Consider the following 14,679-nt stretch of genomic DNA (forward strand, 5'->3'; position numbering starts at 1 on the left):
TGCAATGCCGGATCAGAACTTCTGGGTGTACTTGACGTACCAGAAGCGCCCGATGTCAAAGCCGCCGTAGTAGTTCACGTTGGCGCTGGGCTGGGTGTACAGGGTCGGCCCGATCTTGTTGAACGCATTGTTGGCGCCCACCGAGACGTTGGCATCCCACGGCAACTTGACCCGGAATTGCAGGTCATTGAACACCGTGGCGCCATGCACATTGCGCCGACGGATGGCGCTGGCCGGCGTGGTGGTGCCGGTTACGAAACCACCGGTGGGTGCGTATTGAATCTGGTTGCATTCCAGATTCGGATCGTTCAGGCCGGGGACGAAGTAGGTGCAGCCTTCCGCCATCGACGAGTAATAACGCACCATCCAGCTGGCACCGAAGATCCCGCGTTCCCAGCTCAGGTTGGCATTCGAACGGATGCGGAACGTGCTGGTCACCCCCACCGAGGACACCGGATAACGCGGGTCGTTGGTGGAGATCAGGATGTCCTTCGAGGTGTAGGTGCTGTTCGAGGTCACCCGGAAGTCACCCACGGCCGCCCAGCTCCAGCGGTAGCTGATGTCGAAGTCGAAGCCTTCCACCAGACGATAGCCCGCATTGCGGCTACCGTAGGTCACGCGCGGGGTGCCATCGGCAGCGCGGGTGAACAGAGCAGCATTGCAACGCGATGCGATCCCCTGCACATAGCAGTCGTTGAGGATCAAGTCCGGGCTGTCGGCCACGATGGTGTTTTCGATACGAATCTTCCACCAATCCAACGCCATGTTCAGGTTTTCAACCCACGGCGGACTCCATACCGCGCCCAAGGTTTTGGTCTTGGACGTTTCCGGTTGCAGCAATGGGTTGGAGCCGCTCACGAACGCAATGGGGGTCTGCGTGTTGGGCGAGCCTGCCAGACCAGTCTGACTGCGCTGACGGTAGGTAGCGGCCAGCGCACCCAGCGCACCATTGCCACCGACACCATTGGTGCAGTTGCCACGGGTGGTGGCATTCTGCGCCGAGCTGCCAAACAGGGTGTCGCAGGGATCGGTGAAGAACGAGAACGTTTCCGAGCTGCCGCCGTACAAGTCAGCGATGGTTGGTGCGCGGAAGCCCTCGGCCACGGTACCGCGCAACATCAGCTGATCCAACGGCTTCCAGACAAAGCCCAGCTTGCTGTTGGTGGTATTGCCGAAGGTGTTGTACTTGGAGTAGCGCGACGCCAGGTTCAGCGTCAGCTCCTTCGCCATGACCACATCCTTGAGCAAGGGTGCGGAGAGCTCGGCGTAGAACTCCTTGACGTTGTAACCGCCACGGGTGGGGCCAGACGACAGATTGGTGGAGCCGCCGGTCACTGCAAGGGCATCCGGCACGAATTTGCCGGATTCATTGCGATATTCGGCACCCACCGCAAATCCGAGCTCGCCCGCTGGCAGGCTGAACAAGGAGCCAGCCAAGTTCACGGCCCATACCTTGGTGGTGGTCTCGCCAGTGGCATGTTCTTCTTGGAACAAGTAGTTCTGCAAGGCTTGGTTGCCAGACAGCGCGCCCGCACCGGTGACGCCATAGGCCAGGAAGGGATTCCAGACTTGGCAGCCAGCGACCACATTACCCGGCGTGCCGCAGACCACATTGCCGCTGGCATCCTTGAACGAGGCGCCCACCGCATTGCGCACATTGGCCAGATTCAAATTGCCATAGGTGTTTTGCAGCAATTTGTTGCTGTTGTGCATATAGCTGACATCCCAATCCCACGGCATGCCATTGAAGCCTTCGAAGCTGCCTTCCAGCGATGCCGAGAAGCGGTAGGTGGTCAGATCAGAGCCGGAGATCCGCGGCACTTCCCACGTCCGCCGCCACCAGTTGCTGATGGTGGCCCCGGTCGGGTTGAAGTAGCTCTGTGCCGACATCGGTGTATTGAACGAAGCGGCCTGCATCGGGTAACCGGCCACGGTGCGGTTGGACACGCGATTGCTGTACAACACGCCCACCTTGGCGGTGATGGCGTCAGTCAGCTTCAGGTTGCCATCGATATTGAGCGACTTCGACTCCAGCGGTGTGCGCAGGTCGGTTTGCTCCAGGGTATTGGTCTTGTCCGCAATGCTGCCTGGGGTACAACCGGTGCTGGTGGTTGCCCCTGCACAGGTGCCGGTGGCCACATTTTGGCGTATGTAATCGGCCGGGTTACGTGGGTCGCCGCCGGCTTTGAGGATGACGCGAGTCCCGGCAGGAATGCCCGGGATCGGCGTGGACGCGGTGGTGACAAAGCCGCCATAGGCACCCACCGTGGTCCAGTTATCGGTCGGATGCAGCGGGCCGCGCGGGTCTTGGGTGAACCAGCGGTCGGTTGCGCCCACGCCATCTTCCTTGCGGTATTCGCCAGAGACCACAATCGAGCCACGGTCATTGCCCATGCCCCACACCACGTCGCCCTTCTTGATCGCACCGTCGCCCTCGCCGTACTGGCCGTAGTAAACGCTGGCCATGGCGCCATTGAAATTCTGGCGGGTAATCACGTTGATCACACCGGCGATGGCATCCGAGCCGTAGATTGCCGACGCCCCATCCTTGAGTACTTCGATACGCTCCACTGCCGACGCCGGGATGGTGGAGATGTCTGCCAAGCCGCCAGTGGTGACACCAAGGCGGCGACCATTGAGGAGCACCAAGGTGCGCGCGGCACCGATATTGCGCAGGCTGATGAAAGTACCGCCGGCCGCCTCGCCAGCGGACAGCGGCGAAGCGCGCGAAATTGGCGGAGCACCCGTGGCGGTGATGTTTTGCAGGATGTCGGCGACCGATTGGAAGCCCTGCTTCTCGATGTCGTCGCGGGTGATGAAGGTTACCGGCTGGCTGGTTTCCACATCGACCTGGCGAATGCGCGAACCGGTCACCACCAAGGTATCCAAGGTCTTGGCCTTGCTGTCCTTGTCGCTGGTTGCGGGCGCGTTCTGCGCTTGCGCTGCGCCGATTCCGCTGCCAATGATCAGTGCGAAGACGACTGCGTCGCGCAGCCGGTTGGTTTTGAATTGCATGGTTCTGGACTCCCCTCAAGAGTGTTGTGCTGCGTTGCTGACGTTGGGCAACATGGGGGAGGCTAACATATGTTACAGAAATGTAATGATTGTTTTCACGCAATCGTTACAAAGTGTGTGCTAAAGCGCGCCAGCAGTCCGCCCGACAGAGGTTTCCGCCCGCGCCACAAAATCCCGTAGGTACCAGTGTCCATCAAGGCGGACTACCGGTACGACGGCGTCGATGGGGCGCCCGGCCAGGGTGTACTGCAAGCGCAGCTGGGCCTGATCGCCGGTTTGCTGCGTCAGGCTCACATGCAGGCCGCGCAAGCTGGCGTCGATATCCAGCCCGTACTGCTGGTGCAACTGCGCCAGCAAGGTGGCGAGAAAGGGTGACAGCCGGTTCAGGCTTTGGGTCATGCCGAGGGTGGCAAATGCCTGGTTACCGGCCTTGCCGTCGATGCCGCTGCGTACGGCGGCGGCCGAGAGTACGGAAAAAAAGCGCTGGGCGCGTTTGGGGTCTGCCAGCGGTGCTTGCAGCGCCCATGTGCCGATCGCAGCAATGGCTTGGTGGCTATGGTCGTGCTCGGCCTGGCTGCTATCGGGATCGGTTTGCACGTACTGACCACCGAACACCATCAAGGTGCGGATGGCTTGGTCGATATCGGCATCGGCCCCGGCAAATTGGCTGCGAAAGGTCACCATCAGTGCCTTGTCGGCATTGGGGACTTGTAGCGCAGCCAGCATGCGCGGGATACGGGCATCCAGCGGCAATTCATCCAATGGCCAGCGGCTGCGACCGGTGCGCCAGGCCAGCTCCAACTCGGCATGCAGTGCCGGCGGCACCGCCAGCCGCGCAAACCCTGCGCCATCGCGGGCCAACAGGCGGTCACGCAACACATAGACCGCATCCACGGGACGCAAGGCCGCGACCTCGCTGTTGGCAATACCTGCAACAGGGCGCTGGCCACCGCCACCTTCGGGCTGGCAAGCCACCAGGCACGCCACCAATGCAATCCCGCACAGGTGTGCAGCAGTGAAGTACCAGGAACGTGCGGAATCGAGTGGCATCCGGGGAGTGTCAGGGCCAGTGCGCTATGACGCAAGCGCAAGCCAGGTGCAACCTGGACAAAGGACTGGACAAAGAAAAGGAGACACCGGCGATCGCGCAGGGTCTCCTCAAGCGCCGGCAGGGCCGGGATGGATACGGATGTAGCAGCACTCCGGCGTGCACCGGAATGGCATTAGCCTACTTTGGATAAAACATTAAATCAATACATCACGTAATGATTTTAAGTCATTGTTTTTATTTGGAAAAATCAAGTGCTTCATGCTTGAGGTTGCGACGCTCGCCTGCTGGCAATCCCCAGGCGTTGTTGAACAACGCCGGCTCCCAGCTGCCATAGCTCGGATTGGGCAGCATGAACCAGCGTTCACCAAACCAGTTGGTGTAACGGCTCACCAATTCGGCACGGGCACTGGGCGTGTTGGCAATGACCTGCACGAAATCACCAAGCTGATCGCCAAACTGCATCAGCACGCGGTACTTCTGACCGGCCAGGCGTCGCCGACAGTCTTTTTCGCTGCCGTTTTGCTCGCAATCCTGGACGAATGTGCCCAGACCAAGGAACACATCATCGCTTTTCACTGGAAGACCGACAGCCTTCAAGTTGTCGATGGTGGCTTCTTTCAAATGAGTTGCGCGATTGGAGATGTACAAAACGGTGATGCCGCGCGCGTTGGCGGCCTTCGTGAAAGCAACGACACCCGGCACTGCCTTGGCTTTTTTCTCCGCCACCCAAAGATCCCACGTCACATCGCTGTAATCCTGGCCGTCCTGAATCAGGCGCGCCTGATAAGGCGAGTTGTCCAGCACGGTCTCATCCACATCCATCACCACCGCAGGTGGCAGGCCGGTACTCGCGTTACTGCGCTCATCGGCTACCAGCGCGTCCCAGCGCCTGTCCTTGAGCGCTATGTCTAGCCGGTCGGTAGCCGCACGATAAATGGTTTCGGTGACGGCACCATATTCCGCGGAACGCTGCATCCACAGCACTGCATTGAGGTTGTCGTGGGGCGCAGTTGCGTTGCTGGTGGCACTCGCTACTGGTGCCTCTGTGGTGGATACAGGGGCCACCGTTGCGGCCAACGGCGCTGTAGTTTTACAGGCAGACAATGCCAGTGAAGCAGCGAACAGGGTCAGGGTGAAAACACGGCGCATGGCAGGGCTCAGGGGCAGCGGGCTGCCAGTTTACTCGTCACACATGAAAGTGTTGCTTCAGTCCGCCAGCATGGCGCGGATATTGGCCAGGCTGGTGCTGCGGCGCTCGGCTTTTTGCGCGGCATCAGCCACCGGGTCGGCACCGTCGCGCTGGAGTTCATCGGCAGGGAGTTCGTCGAGAAAACGACTGGGTTGCAAGCGCAGTTTGTCGCCCCAGCGCTGCGCTTCTTTCGCGTGCGACAGCCATAGGCGTTCTTTGGCGCGGGTGATGCCGACGTAGAACAAGCGGCGTTCTTCATCGAGGCGGCCTTCGTCCAGGCTCGCTTCGTGCGGCAGGTTGCCGTCTTCCACACCGACGATGAACACAAAGCGGAACTCCAGCCCCTTCGAGGCATGCATCGACATCAGCCGCACCTGATTTCCGACATCGCCTTTGTCTGCATGCGAGAGCAGCGCCAGCGCGGCGGCCAGCTCGCCGGGGCCGGACGTTTTCGGGCCATCAAACCAGTCGGCCAATTCATCCAGATTGCGCCGGCGCAGCTTGAACTGGGCCTCGTCTTTGCAACTGGCCTGCAGCGCAGCCAGCAGACCGGAGCGCTCATTGAGCTTGCGTACCAATTCCGCTGGCGGCAACGTGCGTGCATCGTTGCGCAGCCCGTGCAGGAGGCTGGCAAAACCTTGCAGCGCATTGGCGGCGCGGGCCGGCAATTGTTTGGCCAAGGTAATCGATTCGGCGGCGCGTGCCAGCGGCACGTGCGCGTGCGCGGCCAGTTCACCCAGCTTGGCCAAGGTGCCCGCACCCACGCCGCGATTGGGCGACTGCACTGCGCGCAAAAACGCGGCGTCATCGTCTGGGTTGGCCAGCAGGCGCAGCCACGCCAACGCGTCCTTGACTTCGCCGCGGTCCAAAAACGCGGTGCCGCCACTGAGGTGATACGGAATGCGCAGCAGTTGCAGGGCTTTTTCCAGTGCGCGGCTTTGGTGGTTGCCGCGAAACAAAATGCAAATCTCACCCCACGGTGGCGGCGCGTCTGGTGCGGTGTGTTTTTGTGCGATGAACTGGATTTCCGCAGCCACTTTGTCGGCCTCGTGCGCGGCGTCACGGCACTCCCATACGCGGATGCGTTCGCCATCGGCGGCATCGCTCCACAGCGTTTTCGGGTGCTCGTGCGGGTTGTTGGCAATCAGTGCATTGGCGGCGCGCAACACGCGGTTGGAGCAGCGGTAGTTTTGTTCCAGCTTGACGATTTTGAGCGCCGGGTAATCCGTGCCCAGCGAAAGCAGATTATCCGGATTGGCCCCGCGCCAGGCGTAAATGCTCTGGTCGTCGTCGCCCACGCAGGTGAACTGGCCTGCGTCACCAGCAATGGCTTTGAGCAGGCGATATTGCGCATCGTTGGTGTCTTGGCATTCGTCCACCAGCAGATAGCCGATGCGCTCGCGCCAGGCCATGCGGGCCTCGTCATCGGTTTCCAGCAACTGCACCGGCAGCCGAATCAGATCATCAAAATCCACCGCATTGAATGCCGATAAGCGCTGCTGGTAGCGCGCATACAGCGCGGCGGCTTCGCGCTCACGCGTGCTGCGCGCCGCCTCTGCCGCTTGTGCCGGCGACAACCCGGCATTCTTGGCGCGGCTGATGAGGTGTTTGGCAGCATCGATCACATCGGGTTTGCTGCCGGGTGGCAGCAAATCTTTCAGCTGCGCGCTGGAATCATCGGCATCAAAAATGGAAAACCCGCGGCGCAGGCCCAGCTTGGCGTGGTCAATCTGCACAATCTTCAGGCCCAGCGCGTGAAAGGTCGACACCGTGAGGTCCTGCGCGGCATCGCCTTTGATGCGCTTGCCCACGCGCTCGCGCATTTCGCGTGCGGATTTGTTGGTGAAGGTGATTGCGGCGATGCGCTTGGCCGGGTAGCGGCCGGACTGGATCAGATGCGCAACCTTTTCGATGATGACCCGGGTCTTGCCACTGCCGGCACCGGCCAGCACCAGCAGGGGGCCCTCGGTGTGCAGGACTGCTTGCCGCTGGGGGGGATTGAGACCGTGCAGGTTGGGTGCTGACATTTCGCCATTTTCAGTGCTGGCGGGCGTTCTGCCCAGCCTTGTTCACCGTTAAAATCCGTGCATGGCCAAGCTTTATTTCTATTATTCCGCGATGAATGCGGGCAAGACCACCACGTTGCTGCAAAGCGCGCACAACTACCGCGAGCGCGGCATGCGGGTGGCGATCTTGACCCCGCGCCTGGATGACCGCGCCGGGGCTGGCACGGTGGCCTCCCGTATCGGGCTGCGTGCGCAGGGGGTGGCGTTTTCACGCGATGCTGATTTGCAGCAGGTGGTGGAAGACGACATCCGCGACAACGGGCCATTGCATTGCGTGCTGGTGGATGAGGCGCAATTTTTGAGCAAATCGCAGGTCTGGCAACTCAGTGAAGTGGTGGATGCGCTGCGCATTCCGGTGCTGTGCTACGGCTTGCGCACGGATTTTCGCGGCGAGCTATTTGAGGGCAGCCAGTATTTGCTGGCGTGGGCCGATGAGTTTTCCGAAATCAAGACGATTTGCCATAGCGGCAAGAAAGCCATCATGAATGTACGCATTGATGCGCAGGGGCGCGCCGTACAGGACGGGCCGCAGGTGGAAATTGGAGGCAACGAGCGCTATGTGTCGGTGTCGCGTGCCGAGTTCAAGAAGGTGATGCGTGGCGAGGGGCTGATCGAGCCGTTGCAGGTGCCGTTGCCGCTTTGACCGGCTTGCCGCAGGTGTTTCGAATCGCCTGGATTTCACGCGGCACCGCGCCGCCTTCGGGGACAGCCAACTGCATATCGGCCAATACCGCATCCAGGGTGACGCGCGACAACTGTGGTTGCTGCTGGCAGCGCAGTTGCGCCGCATATGCACGTGCCAGCCAGACCGCTTTTCGCTGCTCCAACCCATTGCTGTGCAGTTGTCCTAACCGATCGAGTTGCTCGAGCGCATTTGGCTGGCCCTGGCTGGCCAAAAGACGTGCCAGTGAAACCTCGGCACGCCGGGTGTGTGAATGCTCGGGGCCATATCCCGCGCGGGTCAGCTGCACAGCTGTTTCCAATACGCTACGCGCAAGCGCGGTTTGCCCGAGTGCTACCTGGATTTCACCAGTCAAGCGGTCACTATCGCCCACCAATTCGTGGTTGGCACCGAATTGGCGCGCCCGCAGGTTTGCTGACTCGTGCGCGGCTGCCAACGCATCACGATCATGGCCGGCATCGTGCTGGATCATCGCCAGATTGAACAAGCCGGCGGCAATCAATCCGTCATTGCCGGATTTGCGCCAGGCATCCACCGCCTGTTGCTGAAAACGCATCGCGCGCGCAAGGTCGCCGCGTTCCCACGCCACGATTGCCAGGCTGTTGTAAGCGCGGGCCATATCCGGATGGTTGACGTCCAGACGCGTAGTCATCCACGCAGTGGTATCAAGGAAGATGGTTTCGGCTTCATTGAAGCGGCCCAAGTCCACATACAGCGCCGCCAGTTGGCGATTGGCATCAATCGCGGTGCGATGGTTGGGGCCGTGCAGTTCTTGCGCCAATTTCAGGGATTGCTTGCAGTCGCGCACGGCATCATCTACGGCATCCATGTTGCGCTCCAGCGAGCACATCGAGCGCAGCATATCGATTGCTTCAGGATGGTGATCACCGGCTTTTTGGCGTAGCCGCATCAAGCCGCTGGCAATGGTGTGCAGGGCTTCAGCGGGGCTGCCACCATCGGCTTGCAATGTGGCCAAATCGAGTGTGGTTTCGGCCAGCCCAGTCTCGTCGTTCTGCTTGCGCCGCAGATCCAGTGCGCGCATGAACAAGCGTTTGGCGGCATCGATCTGGCCCACTTCGCGAAGACAACGCCCCAGTTGCGTGTAATACGCGGAGACTTGTTGTGACAGGCGCGATTGCTCGGTATCCACCTGCAGCTCCAGCCGCTGCATTTGCGCTACGCACAGGCCAGGATTGCCCAATTGGCGTTGCACGTTGCCACGCAGCGTGACTGCTTCCATGCGCAGACTGAACGGCGCATCCGGTAATTGCGCCAGTAGATTGGCTTGACGCTGCAACAACGCATCGGCTTCGCGATAGTCGCCCAAGCTCAAACGCAATTGCGCCACCACGCCATACAGCTCCGCACGCGCCTGCGGCTGCCGCGCCAAGCTGTGTTCGCCACGCAAAATACCCATATCCAGCAAGCTGCGCAGGTCGATTGGGGTGTTGGGTGAACTGCCCGCGTCCTGGAATAATTCGGCAATAAAACGCTGCATGGCTTGCGCGCGCGAGGCTTCATGCAAAGCGCGTTGCGCCTGCCATGCCACGACCCCCAGCGCGGTCATCAGCACCAATAAAATGGTGGTGCCCGCCGCCATTGACCAGCGATGCCGTTGCACGTATTTGCGAACGCGATAACCCATGCTTTCACCGCGCGCCAGTACCGGCCGGCCGCGCAGGAAGCTGAGCAAGTCTTGCGACAATGCCTCGGCCGAGACGTAGCGTTGGTTCGGGCGTTTGGCCAACGCCTTGAGGATGATGTTATCGAGATCACCCAGCAGCACTTTGGCCAGGCGACGTGGCGTATAGGGCCGCACCAGCAGGGGATCGGCCAGTTGCGCGGCCTGCGATGGTTTCAGCGGTGCGCCGTCGAGGATGGCTTCTTCCCACTCGGCATCGGTCTGGCGCTTGAGCCGGTATGGCTTGCTGCCGGTCAACAACTCGTACAACACCACCCCGAGCGAATAGACATCGGTCATGGTGGTGACCGGCTCGCCTCGAATCTGTTCGGGGGCGGCGTAGTGCAAGGTGAAGGCACGCACGCCGGTGCGGGTTTGTTCTACCGGCAGCGGATCCACGTCGAGCAGTTTGGCAATACCGAAATCGAGCAGCCGCACATGCCCATCGGGAGTGACCAGGATATTGGAGGGCTTGAGGTCGCGATGCACGATCAAGTTGGCATGCGCATGGCTGACCGCATCGCAAATTTGGCGAAATAGATCCAGCCGCGCGGCGATGTCGAGCTGACGCGCCTGGCACCAACTGGTGATCGACTCGCCATCCACGTACTCCAGCGCCAGATACGGTTGCCCGCCTTGATCAACGCCGGCATCCAACAGGCGTGCGATGAACGGGTGCGCAAACCGCGCCAGTATTTCACGCTCGCGGTCAAAGCGCTGGCGCAGGCTGGAATCGACCAGGCCGGAGCGCAACAACTTCAGCGCCACTTTGCGCTCGTACAGGCCATCGGCACGTGCAGCCAACCATACCTGGCCCATGCCGCCTTCGCCCAGCACGCGCTCAAGCCGGTACGGGCCAAAGCGCGCACCGGGCACCACGCCGGCCGGTAGTTGCATCACCGGCGTGTTCAGGAATTCGGCATCGTCGGCTTCAAGCAGCAACAGACGTTCAAGTTCGGCGGCCAGTTGCGGGTCTTCGCAGCGCAGCACTTGCAGGTGCTCGGCGCGTTGGTCGGCAGGCAGCTCCAGCAGGGCATCCAGCAGTGGCGACAGGCGTTGCCAGCGCGCGAGATCCATGCCGGCAACCGCCTCCCTGACCTTGCGGTCAGGCCGACGGGGTCTCCTGCAACGAGGCCAGCAGGAACATCCGCGCTTTCTGCCAGTCGCGGCGCACGCTGCGCTCGGAACGCTGCATCAATGCTGCGATCTCCAACTCCGACAGGCCGGCGAAATAGCGCAGCTCCACCACCTGGGTCAGGCGTGGGTCGACCGCCGTCAGCCGATTCAGTGCGGTATCCAGCCCCAACATGTCCTCGTCCAGACGCAAACCGCCTTCAATGTCCTCGGGCAAGTCGGTCACCCGGTGCAGGTCGCCGCCGCGCTTTTGCGCCAACCGCTGACGGGCGTAATCCACAATCACCGAACGCATTGCCGATGCGGCATAGGCGAAGAAGTGCGCGCGGTCATCGAACTTGGCACTGCCATCGCCGCGCCCGATCAGTTTCAAATACGCCTCATGCACCAGCGCGGTGGCATTCAGCGTATGCCCGTGCTGTTGGCCGGCCAGTTGCCGGCGCGCCATGCCATGCAATTCCTGATACAGCGTGGCCAGCACCCGATCCAGCGCGCCACGATCACCCTCGCGGGCGGCATCCAGCAAAACAGTGATGTCACCAGCAACGGTCATTGCGGCCAACAGGAGACGGGGGAAGCGGCAGCATAACGAATGCGGGTTGTGCTTGCGCAACCGTCAGCGTTGGCAGTGCCCGCACCAGACACTGGCACGCTGGCCGATAAGCGCATGCTTCAATGCGCGGCCACAGCGCGGACAGGGCGCACCAGCACGCCCATACACCTGCAATTCCTGCTCGAAATAGCCCCGCGCACCATCGGGTGCGATGAAGTCGCGCAAGGTGGTGCCGCCGCGCTCGATGGCCTGCTGCAGCACCTGTTGCGATGCCGCCGCCAGCGCGGCATAACGTTCACGGCTGATCTTGCCGGCTGCGCGCAGCGGTGAGATGCCGGCCATGAACAGCGCTTCGGCGGCGTAGATATTGCCCACCCCCACGACTACTGCCTGATCCATCAGGAAGGTTTTGACAGCACTGCTGCGACCTCGGCTGCGTGCAAACAGATAGTCGCCATCGAAGCCCGCTTCTAGGGGCTCGGGGCCAAGCCCCGCCAGCAGCGAATGGGTTTGCCCCGGCGCTTGCCAGAGCAGGCAACCAAACCGGCGCGGATCGTGAAATCGCAACAGCTGACCATTGTCCAGCGCGATGTCCACATGGTCATGCGCGCGCACCGGGGTCGCCGGCGGCACCACCCGCAAATTGCCGGACATGCCCAGGTGCAACAACGCACTCCCGGCCGCGGTATCCAGCAGCAAATATTTGGCGCGCCGGTAAATGCCGCGGATACGTTGTCCCGGCAGCAGCGCCGATACTTCCGGCGGGATCGGCCAGCGCAGATCCGCACGCCGCAGCACAATGCCGGTTATGCGCCGGCCTTCCACATGCGGGGCCAGGCCACGGCGGGTGGTTTCAACTTCGGGGAGCTCGGGCATGCGGCCATCATGCCGTGCCTGGGCACCACTCAGCTAGGGCATGGCATCATGGCGGCTGATTGGCTATTTCCACCCTTTCCGAGTCCCGTAATGTCTGTGTCGATTTTGGATTTCATTGCCGGTGGCCTGCTGCAACTTGGCTGGCTGGAGATGTTGTTGTATCTGCTGGTGGTCACCCAGATCACCATTTTCACGGTGACGTTGTATCTGCACCGTAGCCAAGCCCATCGCGGTGTGGATTTTCACCCGCTGCTGGCGCACTTCTTCCGGTTCTGGAGTTGGTTGACCACCTCGATGCTGACCCGCGAGTGGACGGCAATCCATCGCAAGCACCACGCCAAATGCGAAACCGAGGATGACCCACATAGCCCGATGATCAAAGGCATCGGCATGGTGTTCTGGCGCGGCGGTGATTTGTATCGCGAAGCGCGGCTGGATCGTGCCTGCATCGAGCAATACGGCAAGGGCTGCCCGGACGATGCGGTGGAGCGCCACCTGTATAGCCGTTTCCCCGATTTGGGCGTGCAGTTGCTCTTGCTGATCAGTTTCGTGTTGTTCGGGGCCAAGGGTGTCGCGGTGTGGGCCATCCAGATGGCGTGGATTCCGTTTTGGGCAGCCGGTGTGATCAATGGCCTGGGACACTGGTGGGGCTACCGTAATTTCGAAACCACCGACACCGCCACCAACTTGACCCCGTGGGCGGTGTGGATTGGTGGCGAAGAATTGCATAACAACCATCACGCATTTCCGTCTTCGGCGCGGTTTGCGATGCGCCGGTTCGAGTTCGATATCGGTTGGGTCGCCATCCGCGTGCTAGCTGCGCTGCGCCTGGCCAAGGTGCTCAGGGTGGCACCACGTCTGAATCTGCGCCCCAACATCCAGACCCCGGATACGGAAACCTTGAAAGCCTTGGTCGCGCATCGTTTCCAAGCCATGACCGACTACCAGCGCAATGTGTTGAAGCCGGCCCTGTGCGATGAAGCCGCGGCCGCCGGTGCCAAGTTGCGCGCCTTGCTGCCACGCAAACTGCGGCGTGGTATCGCAGACGATGGCCGCTGGCTGAAGCCGGACGCACGCGAGCAATTGCGGGTATGGGTGGCATCCAAGCCGCGCATCCAGACCTTGGTCGAGCATCGCAATCGCTTGGCCGAAGTGTTGGAAAGCCGCGGCCACGATGCGACTGAAAAACTCAAGCGCTTGCAGGCATGGTGTGCCGAGGCCGAAGCCAGTGGCGTGCGTGCGCTGCAAGATTACGCCGCCCGTTTGCGCGGCTATGCGCTTTTGCCGGCATGAGCTTGCCGGCATGAGGCGGGCCATCGCTGTTGCGCTATTGACATGTGTACTGCCACTCGCAGCACCGGCACAAGTCCAGCGCAGCAGCGATTACCTGGCGAAGATGGATAGCGATGGCGATGGCCGGGTGTCCTTGCTCGAATATCAAGACTGGTTGAGTTATGCCTTTGATCGGATGGACCGCAACCACGATGGCGTACTGAATGCCGACGAGCAGCCCGGCGGCAAGCGCAAGCCCATCACGCGTGAGGCCTACCGCGCGCAACTGGCCGAGCGCTTTCGCAAGCAGGACATGAATCACGACGGGTTCTTGGGCGCCAAGGAATTGGCAGCGCCGCCGCAATAAGCCAGCCCGCAGCGGGTGGCCGTATGATGGCGCAAATTTTCAACCCGTCTCTGCCGCATGGCCAAGCTCAACCCCCTGCAACAACAACTCCTCAAGGCCGGCTTGGTCAAAAAATCCAAGGCTGCGGAAGTGGCGCGTGAACAGCACTTGGCGCACCACGCCAAGTCCGCGCAAACCCAAACCGATGCACAACGCGAAGCCGAACGTGCGCGTGCCGGCAAGGCCGAGCACGACCGCGCACTGGAAGCGCAGCGCAAGGCGCAGGCCCGCAGCCGCGAACTGCATGCGCAGGCGCGGCAAATCATCGCAGACAAGCACGTGGCGCAGGCCGGCGAGCAGGACTACCGCTTCGATGCCGGTGGCGCGATCCGCAGCGTGCGGGTGGACGATGCGCTGCGCAAGCAACTGGCCAGCGGCGCATTGGTGATTGCGCAATCGGGCGAGCGCTACGCCCTGCTGCCGCGCAATGCCGCCAGCAAAGTGCGCGACCGTGCGCCCGAACTCATCGTGCTGGATCACGGCCAAGCCGCCAGCGATACCGCCGCAAGCAGCACGTCAGAGGACGATGCCTACTACGCGCAGTTCACGGTACCGGATGATTTGATGTGGTGAGGCACAACAAAACGCCGACCCAAGGCCGGCGTTTTGTTGGCTGCTTTTTGCGAGTGGCTTACCAGATCTTCACGCGCGCATCCGGTGCCAGGTAGAGTTTCTGCCCATCCTTCACATTGAAGGTGGCGTACCACGCATCGATGTTGCGCACGGTGAGTGCGCGCCACTGGCCGGGGGCGTG

General features: G+C 61.6%; 11 protein-coding genes. 4 read left to right on the forward strand and 7 right to left on the reverse strand.

Translation table 11 applies throughout. The annotated features are described in order from the left end of the window. Positions 1–12 precede the first annotated feature (12 nt). From QWB57_RS09185 to QWB57_RS09200, 4 genes are all read right to left on the reverse strand, one after another. On the reverse strand, positions 13–3,015 hold the full coding sequence (locus QWB57_RS09185) for a TonB-dependent receptor (protein WP_288969241.1): 3,003 nt from the start codon (positions 3,013–3,015) through the stop codon (positions 13–15). A gap of 120 nt (positions 3,016–3,135) precedes the next feature. Next, complete coding sequence (locus QWB57_RS09190; RefSeq protein WP_223629593.1) at positions 3,136–4,065, reverse strand: hypothetical protein; 930 nt, start codon at positions 4,063–4,065, stop codon at positions 3,136–3,138. Between the two features lie 235 nt (positions 4,066–4,300). Further along, on the reverse strand, positions 4,301–5,215 hold the full coding sequence (locus QWB57_RS09195) for a 5'-nucleotidase, lipoprotein e(P4) family (protein ID WP_288969243.1): 915 nt from the start codon (positions 5,213–5,215) through the stop codon (positions 4,301–4,303). A gap of 57 nt (positions 5,216–5,272) precedes the next feature. Then, complete coding sequence (locus QWB57_RS09200; protein WP_288969257.1) at positions 5,273–7,267, reverse strand: UvrD-helicase domain-containing protein; 1,995 nt, start codon at positions 7,265–7,267, stop codon at positions 5,273–5,275. A 76-nt stretch (positions 7,268–7,343) separates the two neighbouring features. Here QWB57_RS09200 and QWB57_RS09205 point away from each other — a divergent pair, with 76 nt between their 5' ends. Beyond that, positions 7,344–7,964 carry a thymidine kinase gene (locus tag QWB57_RS09205; protein ID WP_223629591.1) on the forward strand — a complete coding sequence of 207 codons (621 nt, stop codon included), beginning with the start codon at positions 7,344–7,346 and terminating at the stop codon, positions 7,962–7,964. On the opposite strand, the gene QWB57_RS09210 is transcribed toward QWB57_RS09205, so the two are convergent. From QWB57_RS09210 to mutM, 3 genes are all read right to left on the reverse strand, one after another. Then, a complete protein-coding gene (locus tag QWB57_RS09210) occupies positions 7,903–10,761 on the reverse strand; it encodes a serine/threonine-protein kinase (protein ID WP_288969246.1) in 2,859 nt (952 codons plus the stop codon). The two genes, QWB57_RS09205 and QWB57_RS09210, sit on opposite strands and share 62 nt — an antisense overlap. Before the next feature lie 28 nt (positions 10,762–10,789). Beyond that, on the reverse strand, positions 10,790–11,371 hold the full coding sequence (locus tag QWB57_RS09215) for an ECF-type sigma factor (RefSeq protein ID WP_223629589.1): 582 nt from the start codon (positions 11,369–11,371) through the stop codon (positions 10,790–10,792). A 63-nt stretch (positions 11,372–11,434) separates the two neighbouring features. Further along, positions 11,435–12,247 (reverse strand): bifunctional DNA-formamidopyrimidine glycosylase/DNA-(apurinic or apyrimidinic site) lyase, encoded by an 813-nt coding sequence (gene mutM / locus QWB57_RS09220; protein ID WP_288969248.1) that lies wholly within the window; start codon positions 12,245–12,247, stop codon positions 11,435–11,437. 90 nt (positions 12,248–12,337) lie between these two features. Between mutM and QWB57_RS09225 the strand changes: the two genes are divergently transcribed. Genes QWB57_RS09225 through QWB57_RS09235 form a run of 3 tightly spaced genes read left to right on the forward strand, consistent with a single transcriptional unit; the run spans position 12,338 to position 14,498 of the window. Continuing rightward, positions 12,338–13,540: a fatty acid desaturase gene (locus QWB57_RS09225; RefSeq protein WP_288969250.1), complete on the forward strand. Its 1,203-nt coding sequence runs from the start codon at positions 12,338–12,340 to the stop codon at positions 13,538–13,540. Between the two features lie 10 nt (positions 13,541–13,550). Further along, positions 13,551–13,886, forward strand: a complete 336-nt coding sequence (locus QWB57_RS09230) for a hypothetical protein (protein ID WP_288969252.1) — start codon at positions 13,551–13,553, stop codon at positions 13,884–13,886. 57 nt (positions 13,887–13,943) lie between these two features. Next, entirely contained in the window at positions 13,944–14,498 is a 555-nt protein-coding gene (locus tag QWB57_RS09235; protein ID WP_288969254.1) for a DUF2058 domain-containing protein, read from the forward strand. The last annotated feature ends 181 nt before the right edge of the window (positions 14,499–14,679 follow it).

Source organism: uncultured Thermomonas sp. (genome assembly GCF_937872235.1).
In the GTDB taxonomy this organism is placed as follows: domain Bacteria; phylum Pseudomonadota; class Gammaproteobacteria; order Xanthomonadales; family Xanthomonadaceae; genus Thermomonas; species Thermomonas beijingensis.

Bases quoted from the DNA above. Each gene is read 5' to 3' on its own strand.
- QWB57_RS09185 (WP_288969241.1), bottom strand. From the start codon at position 3,015: ATGCAATTCAAAACCAACCGGCTGCGCGACGCAGTCGTCTTCGCACTG.
- QWB57_RS09190 (WP_223629593.1), bottom strand. From the start codon at position 4,065: ATGCCACTCGATTCCGCACGTTCCTGGTACTTCACTGCTGCACACCTG.
- QWB57_RS09195 (WP_288969243.1), bottom strand. From the start codon at position 5,215: ATGCGCCGTGTTTTCACCCTGACCCTGTTCGCTGCTTCACTGGCATTG.
- QWB57_RS09205 (WP_223629591.1), top strand. From the start codon at position 7,344: ATGGCCAAGCTTTATTTCTATTATTCCGCGATGAATGCGGGCAAGACC.
- QWB57_RS09210 (WP_288969246.1), bottom strand. From the start codon at position 10,761: ATGGATCTCGCGCGCTGGCAACGCCTGTCGCCACTGCTGGATGCCCTG.
- QWB57_RS09215 (WP_223629589.1), bottom strand. From the start codon at position 11,371: ATGACCGTTGCTGGTGACATCACTGTTTTGCTGGATGCCGCCCGCGAG.
- mutM (WP_288969248.1), bottom strand. From the start codon at position 12,247: ATGCCCGAGCTCCCCGAAGTTGAAACCACCCGCCGTGGCCTGGCCCCG.
- QWB57_RS09225 (WP_288969250.1), top strand. From the start codon at position 12,338: ATGTCTGTGTCGATTTTGGATTTCATTGCCGGTGGCCTGCTGCAACTT.
- QWB57_RS09230 (WP_288969252.1), top strand. From the start codon at position 13,551: ATGAGGCGGGCCATCGCTGTTGCGCTATTGACATGTGTACTGCCACTC.
- QWB57_RS09235 (WP_288969254.1), top strand. From the start codon at position 13,944: ATGGCCAAGCTCAACCCCCTGCAACAACAACTCCTCAAGGCCGGCTTG.